At 64.9% G+C, this 14,342-nt stretch carries 12 protein-coding genes; 8 read left to right on the forward strand and 4 right to left on the reverse strand.

Annotation, left to right across the window (positions count from 1 at the left end; genetic code table 11):
* Genes LV476_RS02290 through LV476_RS02300 form a run of 3 tightly spaced genes read left to right on the forward strand, consistent with a single transcriptional unit; the run spans window position 1 to window position 2,474 of the window.
* The gene (locus LV476_RS02290) at window positions 1–798 is read left to right on the forward strand and encodes an ABC transporter ATP-binding protein (RefSeq protein WP_250072877.1); all 798 of its coding nucleotides are present in this window, start codon (window positions 1–3) and stop codon (window positions 796–798) included.
* A 9-nt stretch (window positions 799–807) separates the two neighbouring features.
* A complete protein-coding gene (locus tag LV476_RS02295) occupies window positions 808–1,779 on the forward strand; it encodes an MlaD family protein (protein ID WP_250072878.1) in 972 nt (323 codons plus the stop codon).
* Entirely contained in the window at window positions 1,779–2,474 is a 696-nt protein-coding gene (locus tag LV476_RS02300; RefSeq protein ID WP_250076213.1) for an ABC-type transport auxiliary lipoprotein family protein, read from the forward strand. Before LV476_RS02295 ends, LV476_RS02300 begins: the two co-directional genes overlap by 1 nt.
* A 9-nt stretch (window positions 2,475–2,483) precedes the next feature.
* Here the strand turns inward: LV476_RS02300 and LV476_RS02305 are convergent, their stop codons facing one another.
* From LV476_RS02305 to LV476_RS02320, 4 genes are all read right to left on the reverse strand, one after another.
* On the reverse strand, window positions 2,484–3,182 hold the full coding sequence (locus LV476_RS02305; protein WP_250072879.1) for a cupin domain-containing protein: 699 nt from the start codon (window positions 3,180–3,182) through the stop codon (window positions 2,484–2,486).
* A gap of 103 nt (window positions 3,183–3,285) precedes the next feature.
* Entirely contained in the window at window positions 3,286–6,603 is a 3,318-nt protein-coding gene (locus LV476_RS02310; protein WP_250072881.1) for an efflux RND transporter permease subunit, read from the reverse strand.
* Window positions 6,600–7,748 carry an efflux RND transporter periplasmic adaptor subunit gene (locus tag LV476_RS02315; protein ID WP_250072883.1) on the reverse strand — a complete coding sequence of 383 codons (1,149 nt, stop codon included), beginning with the start codon at window positions 7,746–7,748 and terminating at the stop codon, window positions 6,600–6,602. Before LV476_RS02315 ends, LV476_RS02310 begins: the two co-directional genes overlap by 4 nt.
* 65 nt (window positions 7,749–7,813) lie before the next feature.
* Complete coding sequence (locus tag LV476_RS02320; protein ID WP_250072884.1) at window positions 7,814–9,352, reverse strand: TolC family protein; 1,539 nt, start codon at window positions 9,350–9,352, stop codon at window positions 7,814–7,816.
* 416 nt (window positions 9,353–9,768) lie between these two features.
* On the opposite strand from LV476_RS02320, the gene truA reads away from it, so the two are divergent.
* From truA to accD, 5 genes are all read left to right on the forward strand, one after another.
* Window positions 9,769–10,557: a tRNA pseudouridine(38-40) synthase TruA gene (gene truA / locus LV476_RS02325; RefSeq protein ID WP_250072885.1), complete on the forward strand. Its 789-nt coding sequence runs from the start codon at window positions 9,769–9,771 to the stop codon at window positions 10,555–10,557.
* Between the two features lie 80 nt (window positions 10,558–10,637).
* Complete coding sequence (locus LV476_RS02330) at window positions 10,638–11,297, forward strand: phosphoribosylanthranilate isomerase (RefSeq protein ID WP_250072886.1); 660 nt, start codon at window positions 10,638–10,640, stop codon at window positions 11,295–11,297.
* Complete coding sequence (trpB, locus tag LV476_RS02335) at window positions 11,269–12,498, forward strand: tryptophan synthase subunit beta (RefSeq protein WP_250072887.1); 1,230 nt, start codon at window positions 11,269–11,271, stop codon at window positions 12,496–12,498. The genes LV476_RS02330 and trpB overlap by 29 nt, the downstream gene beginning before the upstream one ends.
* Window positions 12,495–13,343, forward strand: a complete 849-nt coding sequence (gene trpA / locus LV476_RS02340) for a tryptophan synthase subunit alpha (RefSeq protein WP_434062810.1) — start codon at window positions 12,495–12,497, stop codon at window positions 13,341–13,343. The genes trpB and trpA overlap by 4 nt, the downstream gene beginning before the upstream one ends.
* A 69-nt stretch (window positions 13,344–13,412) precedes the next feature.
* Complete coding sequence (gene accD / locus LV476_RS02345) at window positions 13,413–14,297, forward strand: acetyl-CoA carboxylase, carboxyltransferase subunit beta (RefSeq protein ID WP_250072888.1); 885 nt, start codon at window positions 13,413–13,415, stop codon at window positions 14,295–14,297.
* The last annotated feature ends 45 nt before the right edge of the window (window positions 14,298–14,342 follow it).

Here is a 14,342-nt window from a genome sequence, read left to right on the forward strand (position 1 = left end):
ATGAGCGGCTCGACGCACGAGATCACGGCGCGGCTGGACGGCATTCGCAATTGCTTCGGCAGCGAATGCGTGCATGACGGACTCGAGCTCGCATTGCCTGCCGGGCGGATCACGGCGTTGGTGGGTGGTTCGGGCAGCGGCAAGACGGTGTTGTTGCGTACGCTCGCGATGCTGCACGAACCGGATGCCGGCTCGGTGGAACTGTTCGGTGTGGATGCCGCCCAAAGCGGCGAATCCGCCCGTCTGGCCTTGCGCCGCCGGATCGGGCTGCTGTTCCAGGGCGGGGCGTTGTTTACCGCGTTGACGGTGTTGGAGAACGTGATGCTGCCGCTGCGTGAGCACACGGAGATCGGCGGTTCCTGGCTCAAGGAGTTGGCGATGAGCAAGGTGCTGTTGGCCGGACTCCCGGCGGACAGTGCCCGCAAATACCCGGCGGAGTTGTCGGGGGGCATGGTCAAGCGTGCCGCCCTGGCGCGGGCGCTCGCGCTTGATCCCGGTCTGTTGATCCTGGACGAGCCGACGTCCGGGCTCGATCCGATTTCGGCGGCCAGCTTCGACGCACTGATCCGTGACCTGACCGACTCGCTCGGCCTGACCGTGATTCAGGCCACCCATGATCTCGATTCGATCTGGCGTGGCTCGGATCAGGTCGCGTTTCTGGCCAGGAAGCGCGTTCTGGCGATCGGGCCGGCAGCAGAATTGGCGCAGCGCGATGAGCCCGAGCTCGTGGCCTACTTTCGCGGGTCGCGTTCGGCGGAGTATGCGAAACTCCATACAAGCCTGCCTCCGGAGGAGTGAGACACCGGCATGGAATCGAAGGTTAATTACAGCATCGTCGGGTTGTTCGTCATCCTGCTGCTGATCGCCTCCATGGTCACTGGCTGGTGGCTTCACAGCGGTGGCACCAATCGCCAGTACAATCCCTATCTGGTATTCGCCACGGACAGCGTCTCGGGGCTCAACTCCGACAGTCGCGTGTACTACCACGGCGTGGATGTGGGCTACGTCGACAGTATCCGCATCGACCGCGAAAACCCGGACAGCATCCGGATTCGACTGCTGATCGACCACACGGTGCCCATTCGCGCCGATATCCGCGCCCAACTGCAACCCCAGGGCGTGACGGGGTTGAGCGTGCTGAACCTGAAGGGCGGCGGGTCCGGCAAGCCCTTGGCTCCAGCGCCCGGTGAGTGCTGCCCGGTGATTCCCTACGAACCGTCGCTGTTTTCCAAGCTCGAAGGCGGCATAAACGACACGATGGTGCGCATGGTGGCGGTGAGCGAACGTCTCGATCGGCTCCTGCGCGAGGAAAACCTCGACGCGATCGAGCGGACGGTGCATCAGCTTGACCAGATCACCGGCGCGCTCGCCTCCGAGCGGGACCAGATGCGCTCGCTGCTGCAGGATGCCGCCGAGACGGTGGAGAACACGGCCAGCCTGACCGCCAAGGGCGACCGGCTGATGGGGCACGCAGAATCGACGCTATCGTCGGTTGATGAGGCCGTCGGCAAGGTATCCAGCGCGATGGATAGCTTCGAATCCACCGCCGCTCGCGTATCGACGGCTGCCGATGCCACCGTCGGCTTCAGTCAGGCCGGCGAGCAGGCTGCCCGCGAGATATCGCGTCAGACCCTGCCTGACATGAGCTTGCTGATCCGCGACCTGCGTGAGCTTTCGAGACGGTTGTCCGCATTCACCTCAACGCTTGACGCGAATCCGTCTCGGGCGCTGATCGGTGGGGACCAGCGTCCGGCCGGCCCCGGAGAGGCTGCACAGTGATGGTGAAAAACATGAATAATATCCCTCAACATACGGTTTTTATGGGGTTTTTCATCCCTTCGAAAGGGCGAGGTCTGTTGGGTTTCATGGCTGTCATGCTGGCCACGGCGCTGGCCGGTTGCTCGATCTTGCCGAAACCGGCCGGCGAACCGGATCACTGGCGACTGGTAGCGCCGTCTCTGGAAGAAAAGGGCGATTTTGACGGGGCCCCGGTGGTGCTTCGTCTGATCGAGCCGCGGGCAAACAGCGCCATCGACCGCCGCGACATGGCCTACAGCCGTACGCCCCAGTCGCTCGCGTATTACCGGGACAATCGCTGGATCGCCTCGCCGGCAGTAATGCTTGACGAGATCATCGACGAGACCCTGTCGGCCCAGCCCTGGGTGCGTAACGTGATGCGGGGTGGTGGACGCGTATCGACCGACTTGGCGCTGTATTGCGAAGTGCAGCAGCTCGAACACCAGGTTGAGTACGTCGATGGTCGCGTGCAATTGAAGGCGGCCTGCAGCTGGTACCGCGGGGAGAATCGCAAGTTGATTGAGACGCTGCAGTTCGACCAGGCGGTCGACATCGATCGCAATGACGCGCCGCATTATGCCGCCGGTGCACAGGAGCTGGTGGCGGACTTCATGCGCGCATTGACCCGCCAGGGTCGTGCCTTGGCCGCCGCCGGGGGCGAAGCGGGCGGAGGCTGAACGGTCCCGTCAGTCCTGCCGGTACCAGTCGTCCGGTATCGGCAGGTGGCCGGTCTTGACCCAGATGGTGCAGCCGCTGTCCGAGTAGGGCGCGTGCCGGCTCCAGTGCGGGTTGCGTAGCCAGGTGCCGGCGGGATATTCCCCGTATTCGTCCGCGAAGGTTCCCTCAAGGACGAAGATCTCCTCGCCACCGAAGTGTCGGTGCGCCTTGAACCGTGTGCCTGGCGCCCAGCGGACCAGCGCCGTGTGCTCTCCCTCGAAACCGCCCAACGGCATGACCTCGAGTCCGTCGACCAGCCCTGGCTGCCAGGGCTCTTTGCGGGTGTCGACGAGGATCTGTTCCGTCTCGCGCGGGTCGAGGTGGTGCAGCTTGACTAGGATCACGCAGCCGTCCGGCGCACTGGGGCGGTGCCGGGAGCCGGGCGGATTGCGCACGTAGTGCCCGGCGGGAAAGCAGCCGGTTTCGTCACAGAATGCACCTTCGAGGACGAGGAACTCCTCGCCGCCGTGGTGTACGTGCTCGGGAAAGGAGGCACCGGGCGTGAAACGCACCAGACTGGTCGCCCGGGTACCGTCGCCACCTTCGCGCTCGATCAGCTTGCGTTGAACGGTCGGCTCCGGCGATTGCACCCAGGGCAGGGCGTCTGTGTCGACGACAGCACGTTCCGAGAGATCGGCATGTCGGGGTGTCAGGGGATGTTCAGCCATGGGTCCGTCGCTGAAAAAACTGGAGGGAGGCAAAGGGTAGACAAAAAAAACCGCGACCGGCCGTTTCGGCGGGTCGCGGTACGTTTCGGCGTCAAAGATCCCGTCAGGCGGTCTTGGCCTTTTTGGCCTTCTTATCGGCCTTGATCTGCTGATCGAGCTGCCAGAAGTAGTACATGATCGGGATCACCAGCAGCGTGAGCATCGTCGAGGCGAACGTGCCGAAGATCAGCGAGACAGCCAGCCCGCCGAAGACTGGGTCGGTGATCATGATCGCCGAGCCGAACATGATGGCCAGCGCGGTCAGCAGGATCGGGCGGAAGCGCACTGCGCCGGCCTCGAGCACCGATTCCTTCAGGCCGTAGCCCTGATGGCGGTAATCGAGGATGAAGTCGATCAGCAGCAGCGAGTTGCGCACCACGATGCCCGCCAGCGCGATGAAGCCGATCATCGAGGTGGCGTTGAAAGGCATGTCGAAAATCCAGTGGCCCGGGAAGATGCCCACCAGCGTGAGCGGAATCGCGCCCATCACGATCACCGGCAGCATGAACGACTGGTAGTAGGCCACCAGCAGCAGGTAGATGAACACCAGGGCGACGATGAACGCGGCCCCCAGATCGCGGAACACGTCCAGCGTCAGGCGCATGTCACCGCCCCACAGTAGCTGGTAGCCCTCCAGGTCGTCCGGCTGGGTGTCGACAAAGCCGAGGTTGCCGGTGGTGATGGTGACGTTCTCGCCCAGTTGCATCTCGTCGAGCCACTTGTTGAGTGTCAGCGTGGCGTAGACCGGGCTGGAGCCAAGCAGGTCGCCCTGGACCATCACCATCGGGTGCTGGTCGCGGTCCATGATCGGCTTGGTGGCGATTCCCTGTTCGATTTCGACCAGATCGCCGATCTTGACCGCCGTTCCCTGCTGGTTGGTGACAGTGAGATCGCGAATCTGCCGAATCCAGGCGCGATTGGCCTGGTCGAGCTTGAGGACGATGTTCACCGGCTCGGAGGAGTTGGTGCCGTGCACCGTACCCAGAGTCTGCCCGCTGACGTACTCGTGCACGACCTTGGCGATTTGCGCCGGGGCGACACCGGATTGCAGTGCCTTGGTCTGGTTGACGTCGATGCGGTATTCCGGGGCGTCGGCCGTGATCGAATCATCGATGTTGATCATGCCGTAGACGTCCTCGAAGCGTGCGCGCACCTTGGTGGCGATCTCGCGCAGCGTCTCGTAGTCCGGGCCGTGGATGCGGGCGAGCACCTGTGCCTGCACCGGCGGACCCGGCGGGGTGAGGAACAGCTTGATGCCGGCGCTGGCGTACTGCTCGCGCACCGGCTCGAGCTGCTGCCACATCTCGGTGGCGACCTCGCTGGTCACCGGTCGGTGGTGCCGGTCGACGATGTTGACCCGGATCTGCGCCATGTTGGGTGCCTGGCGCATCATGTCGCCACGTACCATGCCGGCGAAGGTCAGCGGGCCGGTACGGCCGACGTAGGTCTGATAGTCGGTGACGTACTGGTTCTGCGAGACGACCTGGCCGACGGCGTCGGCGACCAGCGCAGTGCGCTCGGCGGCCGTGCCTTCCGGGGTGTTCACCTCCAGGAGAAAGGTGTTCACGTTGCCCTCGGGTAGCATCTTGAGGCTGACGCCGGCCGGGGAGAGCGGGCCGTTCATCCCGGAGTCGCGGATGAATTGCCAGGCCGGCATCAGCATCGAGGCGATCATCAGGCCGAGCACGAACAGGAGGAAGGCCAGCGAGAAGCCGCGCGAGCCCAGCAGCGGCTTGGCGACGCGCTTGTAGTTGCGCATCAGCCAGTCCTCGTGGTGCGGGTCGCCTTCGAGGGTCTCGCGCGTGGCCAGCGCCTTGCGCGCCTTCGTGCTGAGCCAGCGATAGGCCGTCCACGGCACGATGATGTAGGCCAGCACCAGCGAGGCGATCATGGCCACCGAGACGTTGATTGGGATCGGCAGCATGAACGGCCCCATCATCCCGGAGACGAACGCCATCGGCACGAAGGCGAGGATGACAGCCAGCGTGGCGATGTTGGTGGGATTGCCCACCTCGTTGGTGGCCCGGACGAGCAGGTCGGCGAACGACGGTTCCTTGCCCTCGTGAAGGTGGCGGTGGATGTTCTCGATCACCACGATCGCGGCATCCACCAGCAGGCCGAGAGACAGGATCAGGCCGAACAGCGAAATACGGTTGATCGTCTGGCCGAAGATCCAGCCCACGCCAAGGACCACGAACAGCGTAAGCGGCACGGTCAGGGTGACGATCAGGGCCTCGCGCCAGCCGAGGAAGAAGAACAGGATGATCAGCACCACCAGCACGGCCACGCCGAGGTGCTCGATCAGCGTGTTGACGGCGTCGTCGGCGCGGTCGCCATAGTCGCGGGTGATGGTCATGTCGACCTGCTCGGGGAGCAGCTCGTCCTGGACCACCTTGAGCTTGTCCTTGACGGCACCGGCCACGGTGACCGCGTTTGCCCCTGCGCGCTTGCCGATGGTGACCGTGACCGAGGCGGTGGGGTCGCCGGCGGCTTCGCCCTGGTGGTTCGCCGGACCGAAGGCGTGCGAGGTGAACTGGTCGTTCTCCTCCGGTGCGTAGCCGATCTCGGCGACCTGGCTGAGGTAGATCGGTCGCTTGTCATGCTGGCCGATCACCAGGTTTTTCAGATCCTTGGGGCCCTCGAACGCCGCGTCGGTGCGCAGGCGGAATTCGCGGTTGTCGTGGGTGATGGTGCCGCCCGGCAGCACGACATTGGCGCCCTTGAGCATCTCGCTGAGCTGGGTCATGGAGACGCCTGTGGCAGCCAGGCGCTGCGGGTCGACGTTGACCGAAAGCACCCGGCGATGGCCGCCGATCACATCGCTTGCCCCGACGTTGGGCACGTTCTGCAGCTGCTCGAGCAGCCGCTGGCCTACCTCGCGCAGCTGCGTGCTGTCGAGCTCTTTCGAGCTCAGGGTGATACCCATGATGGGCACGTCGGTGATGCCGATGCTCTTGACCAGCGGCATCCGAGTGTTGGGTGGCAGCCGGTCGATGTTGCGGGAGATCTCGTTGTAGAGGAGCAGCAGGCTCGATTCCTCGTCGCTGCCGACCTCGAACTGGACCGTGACGACGCCCATGTCGTCCATGGCCACGCCGTAGGTGTGATCAACCCCCTTGAGGCGTGCCATGAGCGCCTCAAGCGGTTTGACCACCTGATCGTGTATCTGGGGGGCGGAGTTGCCCGGGCGCTGCACGAATATCTGCGCACCCGGAACGACGATCTCGGGGTTATACAGGCGCGGCGTGATCAGCACCGCCATCAGCCCGAACAGGGTGATGGCGATCATGATCAGCGCCGTGATCTTCGAATACAGGAAGCCGCTGGCAAGCTTCCCGGCGAGGTTCAGCTTCGGCTGCTTCGGATTCGTCGACTGGCTCATGAGTCAGCGCCACCCTTGCTGTTCGCGTTGCGGGTCACCTTCACACCGTTGGAGAGATGGTCGGCCGCGCGCACGACCACGCGGTCGCCATCACGCAGCCCGGCGAGCACGACTACCTCGTCACCGCGTTGCTGGCCGATGCGGACCAGACGGAAGCGGGCGCGGTCGTCGTCATCGAGCACGAACACGCCCTGCATGCCGGCACGGTCGTGAAGGGCGCTCGCGGGGACGGTGATGGCCGGCTTCTGGTCGAGCACGACGTTGACGGTGACGTAGTTGCCCGGCGAGAGCGGCACGTCGGCGGGAACGCTGATCTTGACCGTGTGGGTGCGCGTGATCGGGTCGGCGGCACCAACCAGCCGGAGCACTTCGCCGTCGAAGCTGGCCGCGGTGCCATCGGTGCTCCGGTAACCCACCTCGATACGATCGCCTTCGTCGAGCTTGGCGAAGGCTTGGTCGTCCACCTCGACCTGGATCTCGCGGTCACCGCTGCCCATCAGCATCAGCAGAGGCTGGCCGGGCGTGGCCAGCTGGCCGGGATCGGCCATGCGCTGGACGATGGTGCCGGCGAACGGTGCGCGAATCTGGGCGTAGCTGACCTGGGACTCTGCCTGTTCGACGGCTGCCTGGGCGGCACGGTAATCGCCCTGTGCCACTTCGTAGGCCGTTCGCATCTGTTCGAACTGCTGCTTGGGTACGGCGTTCTCTTCGTAAAGCCGCTTGAAACGCTCGTAGTTGCTGCGCGCATTGGCGAGCCCCGAGCGCGCCTTGGCCAGGGCAGCCTCGGCCTGGCGGATTTGGCTGGTGACGTCGCTCTGGTCGATGGTGAGCAGGACCTGATCCTTATCGACCGTTTCCCCCTCGCGCACGTTGATCTCCCGCACGTAACCCATCATCCGGGAGGCGATGGGCGAGCGGTCGCTGGCCATGACTGTGCCGGGGAACAGGGCGGTGTCGTCGACCTTGCTGGCATCGACGGTGATCCAGTCGCCCTGAATCGTGGTTTCGGCGCCAGCCGCAGCGTGTTTCTCACCTTCGTCGCCGCCACAGCCGGCCAGGCCGAGGGACGCGAGGGCGACGAGGAGAGAGCCGGCCAGCCGGCGGGCAGAGGCGGACGTGAGGAACGAATGAGTCGCGTGATTCATGATCAGGGGTTCTCGCTCAGTACGGATCGCGATAAGACGGTTGAGATACAGGAGCGCTGGCGTGATCAGGCGTCGTTGTGCGCCAGCGCGTCACGAATGCCGTTGCCGTTTTCGGTCGCCACGCGCTCCGGCGCCAGTTCGCCCAGTGCCAACCAGAGTGCGGCACGTTGCATGGTGCGTTGGAAATGTGCGCGGATGAGTTCGGCCCGGGCGTTGTCGAGTTCGGTCTGCGCGGCCAGAAGTTCGGTCATCGTGGCCAGGCCCTGCTGGTAGCGCAGAGTCTCGAGTCGGACGGCTTCCTCGCTCTGGTCGATGGCCAGTTGGCGGACCTCGACGCGTTTTTCGGCCATGTTGGCCTCACGCCAGACCTTGCCCACCTGGCTGACGAGCTTGTCGAGTGCCTGCTGGCGTTCGGCGAGGCTGGCGTTGACCTTGGCCTGGGCGCGATCGACCTTGCCCGAGCGGGCGCCGAAGTCGAAGATTCGCCAGGTGAGCTGGCCGCCGACGGTATAGCTCTCGTTGTCCAGTGCCACGGACTCGCTGTTGAAGTCCTGCTGGGCCATCAGGTTGAAATGCGGCTTGTAATCCGCGCGGGCGACATCCACCTCGGCACGCGCCGCGTCGACCTGACCGCGCAACGCCTTGATGCGTGGGTTGTTTGCCAGCGCTCGCTGGCGCGCCTCGCTCAGATCGGTGTTCGGCAGTGCCACATCGATCGTCTCGGAGAGGTCGACGGGGCGTGCCGTATCGATGCCGGCGAGAACCTTGAGGCCGTCGGACGCGTTTTCCGCCTGGTTGCGGGCGTTTTCCAGATCCAGTTCCCGTTCGCCGAGGTTGACCTTCGCCTTCAGCAGATCTGCCTTGGTAACCACGCCCTCGTCGTAGAGCTTCTGCGACAGGTCACGGTAGGAACCGGCGGCTTCGTGCGCCTGGCGCGCAACCTTGACGAAGGCCTCGGCGGTGTTGATGCCTGCATAGGCCTCGATGGTATGCAGCACCAGTTGTTGGCGTGCCGCCTCGTCGCCGGCCTGTGCAGCCTGCAGCAGCGCCTGGGCCTGTGTACGCATCTCGCGGATCTTGCCGCCGTTGTAGATCGGGATCGACAGCTTCAGCGAGGTCTGGACATTCCGGTGCCAGCCCGGGTCGTTGAGATTATCCGGCTCGGTTTCCAAGGCCGTCGGCAGGTTGCCGAAGTTAGGACCGGCTGCCTCGAAGAACTCACCGGCACCGAAATCGTTGAAACTGGCCTGCTCCTGCTGGAGCTTCATGCCGAAGACGTTAAGCGGATTGTTCGAGGCCATCACGCCGAACGAGAGGTCGAGCGTCGGCAACAGGTTGCCGTTGGCTTGTTCGATTGCCGCACGTGCCTCGGCGATGCGGGCCTGAGAGAGGTCCATCGCGGCGTTCTGACTCAGGGTGCGCTCGATCGCCTCGGAAAAGGTGAGGGCGACCGTTTGTCCGCTCGTCGCGTTCGTGTTCGTTGCCGCGCTCGACGGGGCGGCAGTGAAGGTGGGCTGCTGGCCGGCGGCGGCCCAGCCCGACAAGGGGGCGGCCAAGATAGCTGCCAGTGCCGCGGCGAGTGGCGCGCGGACAAGTCCCGGCATCCGTTGTCGAGCGCGCGAAGCGCACGGTCCACTGAGGTGAGAAGTCGTCTGCCCGCCAGTCTGCTGGTTGCGCACCATGCTGCGTGTCCTTCCTCGGGTGTCTGCGGTGGTCGCCCGCCTGGTGGGCGGGCCAGGCTCCGGCTCCTTTTGGGAGCCGAGCGGTGATGCCCGGCACAATATCAGAAAACGCTAATATATGGAAAACGGACCCGTTGCCGATGTTTCCAATATTGTTTTGTCCTTGGCTACCGAAAAGGAGACTAGCATGCGCTTTGTGGCCATGTTCGAGTATCAGTGCATGGTGAAAAACTTATGCATGTGACGCGCTGAATCGGTACTTCGTTTGCCTGTGTCGGCGGCCCTGGATCGGGCGGACGCGTTATCATCGCGCCTCGTTTGATTGGGGAGGGCACGGCATGCGGCTGGCCATGGGCATCGAATACGACGGCGGGCGCTACCACGGCTGGCAGCGTCAGTCGCACTGTGACTCGGTCCAGGCTCGTCTGGAGAAAGCCATCAGTCGGGTGGCGGATGCGCCGGTCGAGGTGGTGTGCGCCGGGCGGACCGACCGTGGTGTGCACGCGACGAATCAGGTGGTGCATGCCGATGTGACGGTGGACCGGCCGCTCTATGGCTGGCAGATGGGTACGATGCAGCACTTGCCGCGCGACATCACGGTGCTGTGGGTGCGCGAGGTCGACGACACCTTCCACGCCCGCTTTTCGGCGACTGCCCGCGAATACCGTTACTGCCTGATCAATCGCTCGACCCGCCCGGCAATCGCAGCGGGGCGGCTTAGCTGGTGGTACCGCCCGCTGGACGAAGGGCGCATGCAGGCCGCCGCTGATCGACTGCTGGGCGAACACGACTTTTCCAGTTTCCGCGGCAAGGATTGCCAGGCCCACTCGCCGGTGCGCACCGTGGAGATGATCCGCATCACGCGCCAGGGCGACTACCTGTTCTTCGACGTGCGCGCGAACGCGTTCCTGCACCACATGGTGCGCAATATCGTGGGCAGCCTGTTCGCAGTTGGTACGGGAGAACGGCCGGTCGACTGGATAGTCGAGGCGCTGGGCGAACGGGATCGCGAGGCAGCCGGTATTACCGCGCCCGCCGACGGGCTTTACCTCACCGGCGTGGAATATTCGGCCGAATTCGATCTGCCGACCGAGCCGCGCCGGCCCATGTTCGAGCAGGTCGACTGAGCCGCTGCCATTCGAGGCCAACGGCGAATCCTGCTAGTATTCCCCGCCCGATTCCCAATACCGCGAGGGCCGTCACCCAGGTGGACACCAGCCGTACCCGGGTCAAGATTTGCGGCATCACCCGCTTGACCGACATCCAGGCCGCCGTGGCCGCCGGCGCCGATGCGCTCGGCTTTGTCTTCGTGCCTGCCAGTCGCCGCTCGATCAAGGTCGAGACGGCCAGGGAGCTGGTGGGGCGGGTGCCGGCCTTCGTCCAGACCGTGGCGCTGTTCTCGGACCCATCCGTCGACTGGGTCGAGATGGTGGTCGATCAGGTCGGACCGGACCTGCTGCAGTTTCATGGCAGCGAAAGCGGTCGGTTCTGCCGGCAGTTTGGCCGGCCGTACATCAAGGCCATCAGTGCGGACCTCGACGAAGCCGCACGCGAGAGCGTGCTGAAAGATCATTACACCGCCCGCGGCTTTCTGCTCGACAGCCATGCGTTGAGCGGGCTCGGCGGGACGGGCCACACGTTCGACTGGAGCCGCTGGCCGCGCGAGGCGGGTCCGGGCCGTCGGCCGTGGATTCTGGCCGGTGGACTGTCGCCGGAAAACATCGCCGATGCCGTCGCCAGTCTGGCGCCGTATGCCGTGGACGTGTCCAGCGGCGTCGAGGAAGCGCCCGGCATCAAGTCGGCGGACAAAATCAATGCATTCATTCGAGGGGTAGGGCATGCCCGAGACCAACAACAGGGTGACTGACGCACCGGTCGATTACGGGAGCTTCCCGGACGTGCGCGGTCGTTTCGGGGATTACGGCGGCCGCTATGTGGCCGAGACCCTGATGGCGCCGATCGAGGAGCTGACCGCCGCCTACGCCAAGTACCGCAACGACCCCGGGTTCCTCGAGGAATTCGAGACCGACCTGCGCGACTACGTCGGTCGTCCGACCGCGCTGTACCACGCCAAGCGACTCTCCGAGCTTTACGGTGCCGAGATCTGGCTCAAGCGTGAGGACCTGAACCACACCGGCGCGCACAAGATCAACAACGCACTTGGCCAGGCGTTGCTCGCCAAGCGCATGGGCAAGACACGCATCATCGCCGAGACCGGTGCCGGTCAGCACGGCGTGGCCACCGCGACCGTCGCCGCGCGGCTGGGCATCGAATGCGTCGTCTACATGGGCGCCGACGATATCCAGCGCCAGGCGCCCAATGTGTTTCGCATGCGATTGCTCGGGGCGAAGGTGGTGCCGGTGGATTCCGGCACCCGGACCCTGAAGGACGCGCTCAACGAGGCAATGCGCGATTGGGTCACCAACGTTGACGACACCTTCTACATCATCGGCACCGTCGCCGGGCCGCATCCGTACCCGCAGATGGTGCGCGACTTCCAGTCCGTGATCGGACGCGAGGCGCGCGAGCAGATGCTGGAGAAGACCGGCGAGTTGCCCGATCAGGTGGTCGCCTGCGTCGGTGGCGGCTCGAACGCCATCGGCATCTTCCACGAGTTTCTCGCCGACGAGTCGGTCGAGCTGCACGGCTCGGAGGCCGGCGGCGAGGGCGTCGAGACTGGCCGCCACGCCGCGCCGCTGACGGCCGGGCGCCCGGGCGTGCTGCACGGCAACCGCACTTACCTGATGGAAGACGAGAACGGCCAGATCATTGGCACGCACTCGATTTCCGCCGGGCTCGACTATCCGGGCGTGGGACCGGAGCACGCCTGGCTCAAGGACATCGGTCGCGTGCAGTACGCGGCAATCACCGACGAACAGGCGATGGAAGCGTTCCACGACATGATGCGCTGCGAGGGCATCATTCCGGCGCTGGAATCCTCCCACGCGGTCGCCCATGCGCGCCTGCTCGCCGAGGCGCGTGGTGGCCAGCGCATCCTGGTCAACCTGTCCGGTCGGGGCGACAAGGACATCAACACCGTGGCACGACTCGAGGGGATCGAACTGTGAGCGACACCAGTCAGCAGACCGGCAGCCGCCTGGCGCCGCTTTTTCAGCGGCTTTCCGCCGAAAACCGTGCCGCACTGATTCCTTACATCACCGCTGGCGATCCGAGCGCCGAAGCCACTCTCGACCTGATGCATGCGCTGGTCGAGGGCGGTGCCGATGCGATCGAGATCGGCGTGCCATTCTCCGACCCGATGGCCGACGGCCCGGTTATCCAGGCCGCACATGAGCGTGCGCTGCGATCCGGGCTGGGCCTGCGCGGCGTGCTCGACCTGGTTGCCGAATTCCGTCGCAAGGACGCCGAGACGCCCGTGATCCTGATGGGCTATCAGAACCCGATCGAGGCCATGGGCGTGGCGCGCTTTGCCGAGCGGGCCGCGGAGGTCGGGGTGGATGGTGTGCTCACCGTCGACCTGCCGCCCGAAGAGGCGGACGAGCTGGCCGGGGCACTTGGCGCGCCCGGACTGGACTGCATCTTCCTTCTCGCCCCCACTACCACGGGAGAGCGCACGCGGGCCGTAGCGGCCAAGGGCTCGGGTTTCGTCTATTACGTCTCGTTGAAGGGCGTCACCGGTGCGGCGAATCTCGATACGGACGCGCTGGGTGATCAGCTCGGCCGCATTCGCGAGACCTGCGAGTTGCCTGTAGGGGTCGGTTTCGGAATTCGCGATGCCGATACGGCCGGCCGGGTCGGCGCTGCCGCCGATGCCGTCATCGTGGGCAGCGCCATCGTCAGGCTGATTCACGAACGGGCCGAGGCCGCAGGGGGCGTGAATGGCTCGGTGCTCGACGAGGTAAAGGACTTCGTCGCTGGTATGCGTCAGGCAATCGAAGCCGCACGCGGATAGCGAACGACACGCTAACGGACAAAGCGCCGCGACCTGGTCGGCGGCAGATACATCCTGGGAGACTGGATCATGAGCTGGCTCGACAAGCTGATTCCATCACGTATCCGAACCGAGAGCACCGGCAAACGCGGTGTGCCGGAAGGGCTTTGGGTGAAATGCCCGGGTTGCGACGCGGTTCTTTACCGCGAGGAGCTGCGGCGCAATCTGGAGGTCTGCCCCAAGTGCGGCCACCACATGCGTATCGGTGTGCGGGAGCGGCTGGACGCATTCCTCGACGAGCGCGGGCGTGAGGAGCTGTTTACCGATATCGCGCCGGTCGACATGCTCAAGTTCCGCGACCAGAAGAAGTATCGAGACCGCATCAACGTCAGCCAGAAGAAGACCGGCGAGAAGGATGCCCTGGTGGTCATGCGCGGTCAGGTCGACGGCGTGCCGGTGATCACGGCGGCCTTCAACTTTGCGTTCATGGGTGGCTCGATGGGCTCGGTCGTCGGCGAGAAGTTCGTACGCGCGGTGGAAGCGGCGATTCAGAACCGATGCGCGCTGGTCTGCTTCACCGCTTCCGGCGGGGCGCGCATGCAGGAAGCGCTGTTTTCCCTGATGCAGATGGCCAAGACGTCCGCGGCGTTGACGCGCCTGTCGAACAAGCGGCTCCCGTTCATTGTCGTGCTCACTGACCCGACCATGGGCGGTGTGTCCGCGTCACTGGCGATGCTGGGAGACGTGCAGATCGCCGAGCCCAATGCCCTGATCGGTTTTGCCGGGCCGCGCGTCATCGAGCAGACCGTGCGGGAAACCCTGCCAGAGGGCTTCCAGCGCAGCGAATTCCTGCTCGAGCATGGGGCGATCGACATGATCGTCTCGCGTGGCGAGTTGCCGGAGACGATCGCACTGCTGGTTGCCAACCTGCAGAAGAAGGACCTACCTAAGGCGGACGCAAAAGCCGCTTCGTGATGCGGGAAATCTTCTCTCCTTTCCCGGCTGGCGGTTTGTCGCCGA

Source organism: Guyparkeria hydrothermalis, assembly GCF_023555385.1.
Lineage (GTDB): Bacteria > Pseudomonadota > Gammaproteobacteria > Halothiobacillales > Halothiobacillaceae > Guyparkeria > Guyparkeria hydrothermalis_A.

Coding starts and splice junctions, on each gene's coding strand:
- truA (WP_250072885.1), top strand. CDS start 9,769: ATGCGGCTGGCCATGGGCATCGAATACGACGGCGGGCGCTACCACGGC.
- LV476_RS02320 (WP_250072884.1), bottom strand. CDS start 9,352: ATGCCGGGACTTGTCCGCGCGCCACTCGCCGCGGCACTGGCAGCTATC.
- LV476_RS02310 (WP_250072881.1), bottom strand. CDS start 6,603: ATGAGCCAGTCGACGAATCCGAAGCAGCCGAAGCTGAACCTCGCCGGG.
- LV476_RS02295 (WP_250072878.1), top strand. CDS start 808: ATGGAATCGAAGGTTAATTACAGCATCGTCGGGTTGTTCGTCATCCTG.
- LV476_RS02290 (WP_250072877.1), top strand. CDS start 1: ATGAGCGGCTCGACGCACGAGATCACGGCGCGGCTGGACGGCATTCGC.
- LV476_RS02315 (WP_250072883.1), bottom strand. CDS start 7,748: ATGAATCACGCGACTCATTCGTTCCTCACGTCCGCCTCTGCCCGCCGG.
- LV476_RS02305 (WP_250072879.1), bottom strand. CDS start 3,182: ATGGCTGAACATCCCCTGACACCCCGACATGCCGATCTCTCGGAACGT.
- LV476_RS02300 (WP_250076213.1), top strand. CDS start 1,779: ATGGTGAAAAACATGAATAATATCCCTCAACATACGGTTTTTATGGGG.
- accD (WP_250072888.1), top strand. CDS start 13,413: ATGAGCTGGCTCGACAAGCTGATTCCATCACGTATCCGAACCGAGAGC.
- trpB (WP_250072887.1), top strand. CDS start 11,269: ATGCCCGAGACCAACAACAGGGTGACTGACGCACCGGTCGATTACGGG.